The 12888-nt window shown below is 72.7% G+C and carries 10 protein-coding genes and 1 pseudogene; 3 read left to right on the top strand and 8 right to left on the bottom strand.

What is annotated here, in order from left to right:
- Positions 1-18: 18 nt before the first annotated feature.
- The 4 genes from HUT10_RS45145 to HUT10_RS45130 all read right to left on the bottom strand — a co-directional run bounded on the left by HUT10_RS45145 (position 19) and on the right by HUT10_RS45130 (position 4551).
- A complete protein-coding gene (locus HUT10_RS45145; protein ID WP_176176819.1) occupies positions 19-1149 on the bottom strand; it encodes a M20 family metallopeptidase in 1131 nt (376 codons plus the stop codon).
- Positions 1146-2621, bottom strand: coding sequence for an amidohydrolase family protein (locus HUT10_RS45140; protein WP_176176818.1), 1476 nt, complete (start codon positions 2619-2621; stop codon positions 1146-1148). Before HUT10_RS45140 ends, HUT10_RS45145 begins: the two co-directional genes overlap by 4 nt.
- A 130-nt stretch (positions 2622-2751) precedes the next feature.
- On the bottom strand, positions 2752-3759 hold the full coding sequence (locus HUT10_RS45135; RefSeq protein WP_176176817.1) for a pentapeptide repeat-containing protein: 1008 nt from the start codon (positions 3757-3759) through the stop codon (positions 2752-2754).
- Positions 3760-3909: 150 nt separating this feature from the next.
- Positions 3910-4551 carry a TetR/AcrR family transcriptional regulator gene (locus tag HUT10_RS45130; RefSeq protein ID WP_176176816.1) on the bottom strand — a complete coding sequence of 214 codons (642 nt, stop codon included), beginning with the start codon at positions 4549-4551 and terminating at the stop codon, positions 3910-3912.
- A gap of 132 nt (positions 4552-4683) precedes the next feature.
- Here HUT10_RS45130 and HUT10_RS51535 point away from each other — a divergent pair.
- Both HUT10_RS51535 and HUT10_RS45120 read left to right on the top strand, forming a co-directional pair.
- A pseudogene (locus tag HUT10_RS51535) lies at positions 4684-5049 on the top strand (DUF6010 family protein); the annotation flags it as partial.
- A 40-nt stretch (positions 5050-5089) separates the two neighbouring features.
- The gene (locus HUT10_RS45120; protein WP_176176814.1) at positions 5090-5290 is read left to right on the top strand and encodes a hypothetical protein; all 201 of its coding nucleotides are present in this window, start codon (positions 5090-5092) and stop codon (positions 5288-5290) included.
- Positions 5291-5328: 38 nt separating this feature from the next.
- Here the strand turns inward: HUT10_RS45120 and HUT10_RS45115 are convergent, their stop codons facing one another.
- From HUT10_RS45115 to HUT10_RS45105, 3 genes are all read right to left on the bottom strand, one after another.
- Positions 5329-6561 carry a hypothetical protein gene (locus tag HUT10_RS45115; RefSeq protein ID WP_176176813.1) on the bottom strand — a complete coding sequence of 411 codons (1233 nt, stop codon included), beginning with the start codon at positions 6559-6561 and terminating at the stop codon, positions 5329-5331.
- A 105-nt stretch (positions 6562-6666) separates the two neighbouring features.
- Positions 6667-7545, bottom strand: a complete 879-nt coding sequence (locus HUT10_RS45110) for an NAD(P)H-binding protein (RefSeq protein WP_254897310.1) — start codon at positions 7543-7545, stop codon at positions 6667-6669.
- A gap of 54 nt (positions 7546-7599) precedes the next feature.
- Positions 7600-8598 (bottom strand): zinc-binding alcohol dehydrogenase family protein, encoded by a 999-nt coding sequence (locus HUT10_RS45105; protein ID WP_176178346.1) that lies wholly within the window; start codon positions 8596-8598, stop codon positions 7600-7602.
- Positions 8599-8818: 220 nt separating this feature from the next.
- On the opposite strand from HUT10_RS45105, the gene HUT10_RS45100 reads away from it, so the two are divergent.
- Positions 8819-11113: a PQQ-dependent sugar dehydrogenase gene (locus tag HUT10_RS45100; RefSeq protein WP_254897309.1), complete on the top strand. Its 2295-nt coding sequence runs from the start codon at positions 8819-8821 to the stop codon at positions 11111-11113.
- A gap of 31 nt (positions 11114-11144) precedes the next feature.
- Here HUT10_RS45100 and HUT10_RS45095 read toward each other — a convergent pair whose 3' ends face one another.
- Complete coding sequence (locus HUT10_RS45095; protein WP_254897308.1) at positions 11145-12497, bottom strand: sigma-70 family RNA polymerase sigma factor; 1353 nt, start codon at positions 12495-12497, stop codon at positions 11145-11147.
- Positions 12498-12888: the final 391 nt, after the last annotated feature.

Raw genomic sequence — 12888 nt, 5'->3', positions numbered from 1 at the left:
CCGGACGCTCGCCGCCGGTCACCGTTGTCCCGCACCGGATTCACCGGGGACGTTCGTCGGGGCGGACGAACTTCCCCGCGCCAGCAAGGTTTCGGTGAGCGCGGCGAGCAGCGCGGTCCGCCGGGGCAGCTCGGCGACGACGACGTGCTCGTCGTCGGCGTGCGCTCCCCCGCCGACCGCGCCGAGGCCGTCGAGCGTCGGAATGCCCAGTCCCGCGGTGAAGTTGCCGTCCGAGGCGCCGCCGACCGCGGCCTCGGTGAGTGTCCCGGCCGCGAGTTCGTTCGCCAGTGCGAACAGCTCGCCCGACGCCCGCGCGTCCAGCGGTGCCCGGTTGATGCCGCCGGCGATGTGGATCCGGGCCTGTTCGTGCACCGGGGCGAGGCTGCGGATGGCGCGGTCGACGCGCTCCTGTTCGGCCGCGTCCCACACCCGCACGTCGACGGCGACGCTCGCCTTGGCGGGCACGGTGTTCGTCGTGGTCCCGGCCGTCAGGGCGGTCGGCACGACGGTGGTGCCCCGCTCCGCGTCGGCGAGCGCGGCGAGGGCGAGGATCTGGTGGGCGACCTCGATCCCCGCGTTGACGCCCTTTTCCGGTTCGAGCCCGGCGTGCGCGGCGCGGCCCTCGACCTCGACGCGGTAGAGGGACACGCCTTTGCGGCGCGTCTTCAGTGCCCCGCCGTCGGCCGAGGCTTCGAGCACGAAGACCGCGTCGCAGCTCTTGGCTTCCTCTTCGATCAACGTGCGGGACGACGGCGAGCCGATTTCTTCGTCGCCGGTGACGAGGATCGAGAGGCCGTCGCGGTCGGGCAGCGCGGCGGCGGCGTGCAGGGCCATCACGACCCCCGCCTTCATGTCGAAGCAGCCGGGTCCGCGCAGGATCCCGTCGCGGACTTCGCAGGGGTGCGTGCGCAGGGAACCCAGCGGCCACACGGTGTCGTGGTGCCCGAGCAGCAGGACGCGCGGCTCGCCGCGGCCGAACCGCCAGCGCAGGTGGGTGCAGCCGTCGGTGACGATCCGTTCGGGCTCGACGCCGAGGAGGCGGCCGCCGATCCCGGCGACGGTTCCGGCGCTGCGGGCGACGGCTTCGTGGTCGGCCGAAGGCGATTCGCAGCGGACGAGCGTCTCGATGTCGGCGATCAGGTCGCTCACTTCGGCTCACCCCGCAGCGGCTTGCCGGGCAGCGCTCCCGGGTCGAGGACTCCGTCGGCCACCACCGGAACCCCGGCGACGTAGAGGTGCCGGACACCGTGGGAGGGCCGGGTGGGGTCGGCGTAGGTGGCGGTGTCGGTGATGCCGCGGGGGTCGAGGACGACGACGTCGGCGTCCGCTCCGGTGCCGAGGTGGCCCTTGCGGCGGGCGGCGGGCGCGACGTCGTCGAGGAGCCGGGCGGGCAGGTAGGAGCAGCGCCGGAACGCCTCGAGCCAGCTCCAGACGCCGGTTTCGCGGACCATCAGGCGCAGGGTCTTGGCGAAGGTGCCCGCGGTGCGCGGGTGCGTCCGGCCGCCGGGCGGCAGCGGCCACTCGGTGCTTTCGGAGCGGCCGCCGGGCCAGGACACGGGCATCGCGTCGCTGGCGACGACGGCGTCGGGGAAGGCCAGGGCCCGGTGCAGCAGCGCGCGTTCGCGGGGGTTGTCCTCGTCGAGGAACTCCAACAGGCACGGCGCACCCGGGTCGTCCCGCCGCAGCTGCCGGAGGCGGGCTTCGTCGCGGACGCGTTCGCCGGTGTCGAGGATGACCACACTGGACGGTCGGAGTCCCTTGAGCCGCAAGCGGTCCGGCTCGATGAAGGCGGCCCCGACGGCCGTGCTGCCCGCGCCGTAGGGGTAGGCCTCGACGGTGACGCGGGAACCCGCGCGGCGGGCGTCGTCGAGGGTGGCGAGGACGCGGTCGAGGTGGTGCCCGGAGGTGCTGTTGACGTGGCAGTGGTGCATCGCGGCCCCGGTCTCCCCCGCGGCGGCGGCGATTTCCGCCGAGCCGTCGACCGGGATGGCGGGATCGACCTCGACGAGCTCGCGCACGTGGGTGTAGGTCGGCACCCCGGCCTTCGCGGCGAGCTGGGCGACGGCGAGGAACTCCCCCGGCGCGGTCTGGGGCGCGTAGCCCATGAGAACGCCGATCCCGAGCGCGCCGTCGCCGAGTTCTTTGTCCAAAAGGGACAGCCAGGCGGCGAGCTCGGTGGCCGAGGAAGACCGTTGCCAGGCGGGGTTGCCCAGGACGGCCAGGCCGCTGTCGATGTTCGCATCGGGTGCGATCCCGGCGAGCACCTGAGCCCGGGCGGCACCCCAGGAGGCGGAGAAGCCGTAGTGCAGGGGCCGCCCGGCCGCAGCGGCCTCGGCATAGGCCCGGTCGACGGGCATCAGGCCGGCTTCGAGATCGAGGGCGGTGGTGACACCATCCATGGCCTGCAGCCGCTGCCCGGCGACGGAGTGCACGTGACTGTGCAGATCGACGAACCCGGGCCCGACGACGAGCCCGGAGACATCGACCTCGGTGGCATCCGCCGTCAGCCCGGTGCCGACGGCCTCGACCCCGGCTCCGGCATCGGAGAGCAGCACGTCGGCGACGCCGTCGAACCCGCTTCCCGGATCGATGACCCGGCCGCCCCGCAAGAGTGTCCGCACCCGCCCGCCTCCTCATCACCACCCGATCGAGGTGACGGTAGGAGGATTTCCCCGAGCGCCGTTGGTACCCGACGACGAACTCCGGCGACGCCTTCCATCCGCGCGGACGAACCACCCGGTCCGCGTGTCGTCAAGCAGGGGGCGTCGAGGTCGAGGCGGGAAGGTGCGGGAACGGACCCCACTCGACGGTTCCGCCGGTATGCGCGACCCCGTCGAAGGTGGCGACGGATCCCTCGTGCACGGCATTGTCGAAGCTGACTTCTCCAGAGGCGAAACGTACTCCATCGAACTCGACTCGCCCTGCCGAAAACACGGCGTTTTCGAACGAAGCCACGGTGCCCTCGAAGACCGATCGGCGGAAATCGACGTGCGCGCCCGCGAACTCGGCCTTGCTGAACCAGACCGGGGTACCCTCGAACACGACGTCGTTGAACTCGACGTGTCCCGCCACGAACCGCGCCCTGTGGAACGTGACGTTCCCGCCTCGGAAATGCGCCTTCGAGAAGTCCCCGCAGTCGAACACCGCGCCTTCGAAGCTGAATCGGTAGCCTCGCCACGACACCGCACTCCAGCCGTCACGGAGGTGGTTGCGAATCACGCGGATGATGGTGCGACGGACTTCGCGGTTGCCGTGGGAGTAGTCGGCGGAAGCAGTGTCGGCGACGTAGGGCATGCGCAGGTAGGCGCAGAGGAGATCGATGCACGTCTGCCTGCCTTCGATCCACTCGTCCGCCAGCTCCGCGAGCGCGTAGACGCCTCCGGTTCGCACAACGTGTTCCGCATTGCCCAGCTGGTCGGCCGCCTTGCCGAACCGGTCCGCATAGGCCTTCGCGTCCTCACGGTACTCAGCGAGCTCCGCGTCGCGTTGCTTGCGGTAGGCGACAGTCAATGCGACGACTGCACCGATTCCGGCCACCACGGCGAGAACGACCTTCAGAGCTTCCAGCCGTTCACCGGCGGTCAGCGCATCCGGACGGCCGAGCCCGAGCCACAGCAGCGCGCCGAACCCGACGGCGACGACGGTGGCGAGGAGCAAGAGGAGCGCGACGTGCAAAAGCAACGATCGGGGAGAGACGCGGGTAGGTCTCTCGCTGCGGAAAACGATGCCTGCTGACGACGATTCGCGCGATCGGCTCATGTGGCATGTAATACGGCAGCCGCTGCCTCGAATCAACCAGAATGGCCCCGCCCCGAAGCGGCAACCGCGGTGTGTCGTCCGTCCAGGTACGCGAGCCGTCCGCCCAGATACGCGAGCCGTCCGCCCAGATACGCGAGCCGTCCGTCCGGGTCAGGACGGCGGGGTCACCGGGGCCAGCAAAATCCCGGTGATCGCGTCGATCAACCCCGTCCCCGCGTCGTTCCAGCTCGCCCGGGGCGTCGCGGTCCCCTCGGACAGTGCGCGTTCCCGCTCCGCCGTCATGTGGATCATCAGCTGCCGGGCCATGTCGCCGCGCTCGGCGCGGACCTCCGGTGGGAGGCCCTCCAGGCAGCGGTTCAGCCCTTCCACCACGCGCCCCAGGGCCGGCGACGACAGGGACTCCTCCGCGATGATCGCCCGCAGCGCCGGGTCCGTCATCACCTGGGCGCTGAACCGCGCGAACCACGTCGGCGCGCCCAGCTCGTTCAGGTAGCTCGTCGACGGGCGGACCAGGCAGGCCACCCAGTCACGCAGCTCGCCGTCGCCCTCGATGGCTTCGACCAGTTCCTCGCGCAGGCGGTCTATCCGGGTGAAGTGCTTGCGGGCGATCGCGCGGACCAGGTCCGCCTTGGTGCCGAAGTGGTAGTTGACCGCCGCGTTGTTGCCCTGGCCCGCCGCCTCGCTGATGTGCCGGTTGGACACCGCGTGCACGCCGTGCTCGGCGAACAACCGCTCGGCCGTCACCAGGATGCTCTCGCGCGTGGCACTCGCGCGATCCGCCTTGACGTTCATCCACCCACCCGCATCGCCCAGCCGCTCTGCCGGTACCCACCATACGGACGACCAGGCCGTGGCGAGATCCCGGTGCTCCCTGACCATCCGGCCACTGGCTCCCCGACCGCCCGCTTCCTAACGTCAGGATCCGTGATCCAGATCCTGGCGCCGATCCTCATCGGCCTCGCCTTCGTCCTGCTCAACTCGCTGATCCCGGAGCAGCACCGCCGCCGGTTCAACGCCGTGTTCGTGGGCGGCGCCGGCGCCGCCTACCTCTCCGGCGGAGCGCTCGGCCCGTGGGAGCTCGCGTTCTGCGCGGTGCTGACCTGCCTCGCCTTCCGGGGGCTCGACTCGTGGACGTCCATCGGGATCGCCTGGCTGCTGCACACCGGCTGGGACGTCGTCCACCACCTCAAGGGCCAGCCGATCCTGCCGTTCGCCCACGATTCGTCCTTCGGCTGCGCCATCTGCGACCCCGTCATCGCGATCTGGTGCTTCACCGGCGGCCGGTCCGTGCGGGCGGGTTGGCGCACCGTCGCCGGGGTACCCGGGTGCCATGAGCGCCGAAGTCGAACGCGCCGCGCACGCCTACTGTCCCCGGTGCCACCCGGACCCCCGGCCCGGGGACGTGCTCACGGCGCTGTGCGGTGCCCGCCACCCGTACTTCGGCCGCCGGGAGCGGCCGGTCAACACCTGCCCCGCCTGTGTGACGCTGGCGTCGGCGAACGTCTACGCCTGCGGCCACCCCGGCGCGTGAAACGGCCGCCCCGGAAACCGGGGCGGCCGTCGCGCGGGTCACGCGGGCAGTGAGGACAGCGGCACCGCGAACACCGCTCGGCCGCAGGTCTGGCTCTTCGCCGTGCAATCGGCCGTCGACCACTCCGACTGGGACCACACCAGGCCGGTCGACCAGTCGTAGGTCAGGGCTTCGGGGTGCACCGCCCAGCAGGCCGTCGTCCCGGACGCGCAGGTGGCCGAGCTGCTCTTCGCCGTCGTCTGGGTCCAGAGCTGGCCGTTGATCGTCGCCGAGCTGTGGGCCACGTACCACTTGCCGTTGTTGGACAGCACGCCCTGCATGTTGCCCACCGAGCTGCGCAGCGCCTCCGACGCGGTCCCGGTCAGCAGGTAGTCGGTGCCCATCGGGTAGCGGTAGAGGCGGCCGTGGAGGCTCTGGTCGGAGAAGTACTCCGTCGTCACGATGCTGGCCGGGGAGGTGCTGCGGTCCAGCGACATCGAGGAGAAGCACGGCACCGCAGTGTCGGACTCCATGGTGCAGGCGCCGTTGGCATACGTGTAGTAACCGACCTGCATCATCGCGTACTTGTAGGTGTAGGCGGCGTACCCGCCGGAGGTCTTGCCGATCGCGTTGGACGTCGTGTCGGTCATCTGCAGGATGTGCTTGGTGCTGAAGACCCGGATGGCGGTGGAGCTGCCGCCTTCGGCCGTCACGTAGATCTTGTCGCCGTACCAGGCCATCCCGCCCATGTGCGCCTGCGCGGCGGTGAAGCTGGTGCCGGTGCTGTTCGGCACGGCCAGGTACAGCATCCGGTACGACGGCTTGGCCGGGTCGTCGTAGTTGATCGCCTGGATCCGCGCGTCGTTGTAGCGGCCGAGCGCGTCGGTGCCGTGCCAGCCGGACAGGATGATCTTGTCGTCGCCCCACTTGCCGTCGTCGTCGGCGTCACCGGAGGTGGTGATGCCCTGGGGGCTCCACGTCGTGGTCCCGGCGCGGTCGGCGTCCCAGCACATCGCCTTGGTGGCGACCGGCGCCTTGGGCAGCGCCGCCTTCTCGGCGGTGGTGCAGCCGGTCATGTCGTAGCTGGTGTCGTTGACGACGGTGTTGAGGCTGACGTTCGGGAGCGCACCGTCGAGCGCGGTCAGCGCGGCGGCCGGCGTGGCGTGCCACACCAGGTTCTGCTTGGTGGTCGTCGTCAGCGGGTCGCTGTAGGCGGCGCTCGCCGTCCCGGGCAGCGCCAGCACGCCGGCCGCCACGGCCAGCGCGAGGAGGATCGCTTTCGGAGTTTTCATGGGACAAGTACGCCTGCCGGCGGTCCAAAATCCGTACACCGGCCTTGTACGCCCCTTGTACCCCTCCGTCTACTGTGGACCCTCCACGCGCCGCCACCGGCCCGGTTACCGGCCGAGCGCCTCCGCCAGCACCTCACGCACCGGCGTCGCCGGGCGGCCGAGCAGGTGCTCCAGCTCCGGCCCGGCCACCGCGAACTCGCCCCGCCGGGCCGCGCGGAACATCCCCAGCAGCAGCTCCGCCCGCGCCGCCGGGACGCCGTGCTCGACCAGGCCCGCCGCCCAGGCGTCGTCGGACACCACCACCCGCCGGACCGGACGGCCCGCGAGTTCGGTCAGCACGGCCGCGATCTCCGCCAGGTCGAGGGTCACCGGGGCGGTCAGCGGGGGCGTCGGCCCGTCGAAGCGGCCCTCGTCGGCGAGGATGATCGCCGCCGCCTCGGCGAGGTCGGCGTGGGCCGTCCAGGACACCGGGCCGTCGGCCGGGGCGGTCAGCTCGCCCGTCTCCAGCGCCGCGCCCAGCAGCAGCGGCACCGTGCTCGCGTAGAACCCGTTGCGGAGCGCGGTGAACGGCCCGTCCGCGAGCCGGCGTTCCGTGGCGGCGTGGTCCACCATCGGCGCGAACCGCGAGTCGGCAGCCGCGGCCTGGTGGCTGGTGTACAGGACGCGCTTCGCCCCCGCTGCCCGCGCGGCCTCGATCGCCGCGACGTGGTGCGCCACGGCCTCTTCGCCCGCCGAGTCCGTCGAGACGACGAGGACCTGCGCCGCCCCCTCGAACGCCTCGGCGAGCGATGACGGGTCGGCGAAGTCGCCGCGCCGGACGCGGACCCCGCGCGCGGAAAGCTCCGCGGCCCGGCTCGGGTCCCGGACGCTGACCCCGACCTCGGCCGCCGGGACCCGCTCGAGCAGCCGGCCGACGATCCGCGACCCGAGCTGCCCGGTTCCCCCGGTGATGACGATCATGGCGTACCCCTTCTCGATGTTCACGCTGATACTACCCACGTTAGCATCGGTGATATCAAGAAAGAGTTACCAACGAAATCAGACGCGGAGCACCGCCGCCCCGGTCACCCGGTCCCCGGCCAGGTCGGTCAACGCCCGGTCCGCCGCGTCCAGCGCGTACGGCACCGTGCTGACCGCCAGGTGGTGACGCCCCGCGAAGTCCAGGAACTCCCGCGCGTCCGCCCGGGTGTTCGCCGTGACGCTGCGGATCTGCCGCTCCTGGAACAGGTGCCGCTGGTAGTTCAGCGGCGGCACGTCGGACAGGTGGATGCCCGCGATGGCCAGCGTCCCGCCGCGGTCGAGCGCGGCCAGCGCCGGCCGGACCAGGTCGCCGACCGGCGCGAAGAGGATCGCCGAGTCCAGCGGCTCGGGAGGCGGCGCGGCTGCGTCGCCCGCCGACGCCGCACCGAGGGCCAGCGCCAGCTCGCGGGCCGCCGCGCTGCGGGTCAGCACGTGCACCTCGGCGCCCCGCGCCAGCGCGACCTGGGCGGTCAGGTGCGCACTGCCGCCGAAGCCGTAGATGCCGAGGCGGCCGCCTTCGGGCAGCTCCGCCCGCAGGAGCGCGCGGTAGCCGATCAGCCCGGCGCACAGCAGCGGGGCGAGTTCGTCGTCGCGGTAGCCGCCGGGCAGCGGCAGCGCGTACGCCGCCGTGACGACCGCGTACTCCGCGTACCCGCCGTCGGCGTCCCAGCCGGTGTACCGCGACTCCGGGCACAGGTTCTCCCGGCCGCTCCGGCAGTAGCGGCAGTGCCCGCAGGTCGCGCGCAGCCACGCGATCCCCACCCGGTCCCCGGCCGCGAAGCCCGTGACGTCCGCGCCGAGCGCCACGACCTCGCCGACCACCTCGTGCCCCGGCGTCACCCCCGGCCGGTGCACCGGCAGGTCGTCCTCGGCGACGTGCAGGTCCGTCCGGCACACCCCGCACACGAGCACCCGCACCAGCAGCTCGCCGGCGGCGGGCCGCGGCACCGGCGCCCGCACCGCCTCCAGCGGCCCGGTCGCCATCGGGCCCGGTCGCACGACGCGCCAGGCGCGCATGGCCGACGGTAACTGCACCACGGTCGACCTCCTCGGTTCGGGGTGGTCCCCAGCATGGCCGCACCGCGCGACCCGCGCGAGCGGTGGCAAGTCGTTGGCCCCTAACAAGATTGAGCTGTTCGTGCGTTTTTCCTGCGTCGGCGTAACAACTTTCGGACGTCACGCGCCATACCGGACGGCGTTCGCGCCAGTCCGGTCCCCGCCGCTGGAGGAGTTCGTGATGGGTCCACGTCGTTCCCTGGTTCCGCGAAGATCAAGACGCGCACTGGCCGCAGGGGTGGTGGTGCCCCTCGCGGTGGCCCTCGCCGCTGCGGCACCGGCCGCCGCCGCCGTGCCGGCCGGCTTCACCGACACCGTCGCCATCGGGGGCCTCAGCTCGCCGACCGCCGCCGCGTTCGCCCCCGACGGGCGGGTGTTCGTCGCGGAGAAGAGCGGCCTGGTCAAGGTGTTCGACACCCTGGCCGACCCGACGCCGACGGTGTTCGCCGACCTGCGCACGCCGACCCAGGACTTCTGGGACCGCGGCCTGCTCGGGCTGGCGGTCGACCCGGCGTTCCCGGCGCGGCCGTACGTCTACGTCTCCTACACCCTCGACGCGCTCCCGGGCGGGACCGCGCCCCGGTGGGGCGACACGTGCCCGACCCCGCCGGGCGCGACCGACGCCGGCTGCGTCGTGACCGGCCGCGTCTCGCAGCTCACGATGGGCCCGGCCGGGACAGCCGTCAGCGAGAAACCGCTGGTCACCGGCTGGTGCCAGCAGTACCCCAGCCATTCGGTCGGCGCGCTGGCCTTCGGCCCGGACGGCGCCCTGTACGCGGGCGGCGGTGACGGCGCCAGCTTCAACTTCGCCGACTACGGCCAGGTCGGCAACCCGTGCGCCGACCCGCCGTCGCCGGCCGGCACGAACCTCAGCCCGCCCTCGGCCGACGGCGGGGCGCTGCGGTCGCAGTCCCCGCGCCGCGCGGCCGGGCAGCCGGTGCTGCTCAACGGCGCGCTGCTGCGCATCGACCCCGACACCGGCGACGGCCTGCCCGGCAACCCGTTCGCGGCCAGTGCCGACGCCAACGCCCGCCGCGTCATCGCCTACGGCTCGCGCAACCAGTTCCGGTTCGGCTTCCGGCCCGGCACGGCCGAGCTCTGGGCCGGTGACGTCGGCTGGAACACCTGGGAGGAGATCAACCGCGTCGCGAACGCCGGTGACGGCGTGGCGGAGAACTTCGGCTGGCCGTGCTTCGAGGGCACCGCCCGCCAGGCCGGGTACGACGGCGCGAACCTCGACCGCTGCGAATCGCTGTACTCGGCGGGCGGGCAGACCGCGCCGTTCTACGCCTACAACCACAACGCCAAGGTCGTGGCGACCGACCCGTGTCCCACCGGCGGCTCCTCGATCAGCGGCATCGCCTTCGAGTCGGGCAGCAACTACCCGGCCGAGTACGCCGGCGCGCTGTTCTTCGCCGACTCCTCGCGCGGCTGCATCTGGGCGATGCAGACCGTCTCCGGCCAGCCCAGTCCCACCAAGCTGGTGCCCTTCGTGACCGGCGTCAACACCCCGGTGCAGGTGCTCACCGGCCCCGGCGGCGACCTCTTCTACGTCGCGCTCGGCGCCGGCGAACTGCGCCGGGTGAGCTACGCGGGCGGCACCAACCGGCCGCCGGTCGCCGCGGCCACGGCGACGCCGTCCAGCGGGCCTGCCCCGCTGACCGTCCAGTTCGACGGCACCGGCTCGACCGACCCCGACGCGGGCGACACGCTTTCGTACGCCTGGGACCTCGACGCGGACGGCGCCTACGACGACTCGGCGGCGGCGAAACCCACCTGGACGTACACCACCGCGGCGGCGGTCGACGCGGGCTTGCGGGTCACCGACTCCCACGGTGCCTCGGCGACCACGACGGTCCGGGTGACCGTCGGGAACCCGGCCGGGCTGGACCCGGTGCCGGTCATCGACACCCCGGCCGCCACGCTGGCCTGGTCGGTCGGGCAGACCGTGCCGTTCTCCGGCCGCGCCGTCGACGCCCAGGACGGCGAGCTGCCGCCCGCGGCGCTGTCCTGGCGGCTGGCCATCCGGCACTGCGCGGCCAACGGCACCTGCCACACGCACAACGTCCAGGACTTCCCGGGCGTCGCCACCGGGTCGTTCGTCGCGCCGGACCACGAATACCCGTCGTACCTGCAGCTGACGCTCACCGCGACGGACTCGACCGGCCGCACCGGGAGCAGGACGATCGACCTGCAGCCGAAGACGGTGACGCTGAACTTCACGTCCAACCCGAGCCAGGCGATGCTCACCGTCGGCGGGACCCAGCAGCGGACGCCGTTCTCGCGGACGGTGATCGCCGGATCGACCAACTCGATCAGCGCGGACAGCCCGCAGAACCTGCCCCCGCTCAACCTGAAGTACGCCTTCAGCAGCTGGGCGCACGGCGGGGCACGGGCGCAGAACGTCGTCGCGCCGCCGACGGGAGCGTCCTACCAGGCGAACTACCGGCTCTGCTGGCTGCTGCAGCCCTGCTGAGCGGAGTGACCCGGCGCCGCGCGGCGCCGGGTCACTCGCCGGGGGTCTGCGTCTTTTCGGCCTTCTTCGACTCTTTCGCCGACGATTTCGCGGCCTTGGACGACTCCTTCGCCGCCTTCTTGGACTCCTTGGCGGCCGGGTCGTTCCCGAGCCCGTTCCCGTTGTTCCCGTTGTTCCCGTTGCCGTTCCCGTTGTTCCCGTTCCCGGAACCGGTTCCGGCCCCCGGGACCGCCGGATCCCCGGAGGCCACCGCGCCCGACGACTCGCCCGCCGGCTGCACGCCCGTCGGCGCCACTTCGGTTCCGCCGGGGTCCGAGGTTCCCGCGGCGTCCGAGGTGGGCACGCCGCCGGGCGGGAGGCCGGCCCGGGTGCCCGGCTGCGGCCCGGTCGCCACCGGCTGGGTCGTCGAGCCGTCGCCGGACAGCGGTGGTGGTGGGGTGTCGCCGGAGCTGCTCGCGCCGATCGTCACCGTCGTGACCAGCGCCGCGCCGGCCACGGCCACCTTCGCCGCGGTGGCCCACGACAGGGCGGACGCGCCCGTGCCGGTGGCCGTGGCGGCGGCACCGGTGCCGGCGAGCGAGCCGCTGGTGGACAGCCACTGCGAGACGATCGGGATGCCCAGGATGAGCGGGGCGACGGTGGCGGGCAGCTCCTGGTTGAGCTGGCGGAGCCCGTCGGCCAGCTCCCGGCAGTCCGGGCAGCGTTCGAGGTGGGCGGCGACCCGGTGGGCCTTGTGGTCGGAGATGCCGTCGCGCACGAACCGGGCCAGCTGGGCGGAGATGGTCCGGCAGGTGCGACGGCGGGCCTCGGGGACGTGCTGGTCGAGGTAGGCCTGGCGCAGCCCCTCGCGGGCGCGGTAGGCCAGGGCGGCCACGCCGTTCGGCGTCAGCCCGAGGTCCTCGGCGATCCGCGCGGGCGAGTCACCGTCGATCTCGGTCCGCCACAGCACCGTCCGCCACCGCTCGGGCAGGCTCGCGAAGGCGTCTGCGGCGACGGTGGCGTGCAGCCGGTTGCCGACCGGCTCGTCGCTGCCCGCGCCCGGCGTGACGTCCGGTACCTCGGCCACCAGCGAGACGGCCGCGTCGCGACGGCGCCAGCTGATCATCGTGTTCCGGATGGTCGTCAGCAGGTACGGCCGGAAATCCTCGTCCGGGCCCTCGCCGTTGCGCAGAATCCGCAGGACGCGGGTGAACCCCTCGGCGATCAGGTCCTCGCGCTCGGCCGGGTCGGCCGCGATCGCGGCCGCCACCCGGCGGGCGGCGACCAGGTGCCGGTCGTAGAGCTCCCCGTAGGCCGCGATGTCACCACCACGAACCGCCGTGATCAAGGCCGCGTCGCTCGGGACGTCCGTCGTCCCGGCCACCGCCGGCGCCACTTCGGTCACCACACCCCCTCGCCGTGCGCATGCACGTGCAGAACGTCCCGAGATAGTCGCGCAACGAGTGACACCTGCGCAAGGTTGCGGCGCCGAAAGCACTTTCCGAATCCCCCGACGGCGAGCACCGGACGGTTGACTTGTCACATCCCTGGGTGTTCCCGAGTGGATTCCCGCCGCCCCGCGGGCGGGTCGTCGCCCGCACCTTTACCGGCGGGTAGAAGACAAAGCCGGTGGCCGGACCGCCTGCCGCGCAGTGTCCGATGTGGACGATGGCGAGCCGGGAACCGCTCCCGCGCCGTCGCCCGCCCGGCCTTTTCGCAGTCCCGCGCAGGCAGTCCGGGCCACTCCGCACTCCGGCCCACCACCTATGCAAATGCGATCCAACCCGTGCGGCGCA

The sequence above is a fragment of the Amycolatopsis sp. Hca4 genome (assembly GCF_013364075.1).
GTDB lineage: Bacteria > Actinomycetota > Actinomycetes > Mycobacteriales > Pseudonocardiaceae > Amycolatopsis.
This window is presented reverse-complemented; position numbering and strand designations above follow the sequence as displayed.

Coding starts and splice junctions, on each gene's coding strand:
- HUT10_RS45135 (WP_176176817.1), bottom strand. CDS start 3,759: ATGAGCCGATCGCGCGAATCGTCGTCAGCAGGCATCGTTTTCCGCAGC.
- HUT10_RS45130 (WP_176176816.1), bottom strand. CDS start 4,551: ATGAACGTCAAGGCGGATCGCGCGAGTGCCACGCGCGAGAGCATCCTG.
- HUT10_RS45120 (WP_176176814.1), top strand. CDS start 5,090: ATGAGCGCCGAAGTCGAACGCGCCGCGCACGCCTACTGTCCCCGGTGC.
- HUT10_RS45115 (WP_176176813.1), bottom strand. CDS start 6,561: ATGAAAACTCCGAAAGCGATCCTCCTCGCGCTGGCCGTGGCGGCCGGC.
- HUT10_RS45105 (WP_176178346.1), bottom strand. CDS start 8,598: ATGCGCGCCTGGCGCGTCGTGCGACCGGGCCCGATGGCGACCGGGCCG.
- HUT10_RS45100 (WP_254897309.1), top strand. CDS start 8,819: ATGGGTCCACGTCGTTCCCTGGTTCCGCGAAGATCAAGACGCGCACTG.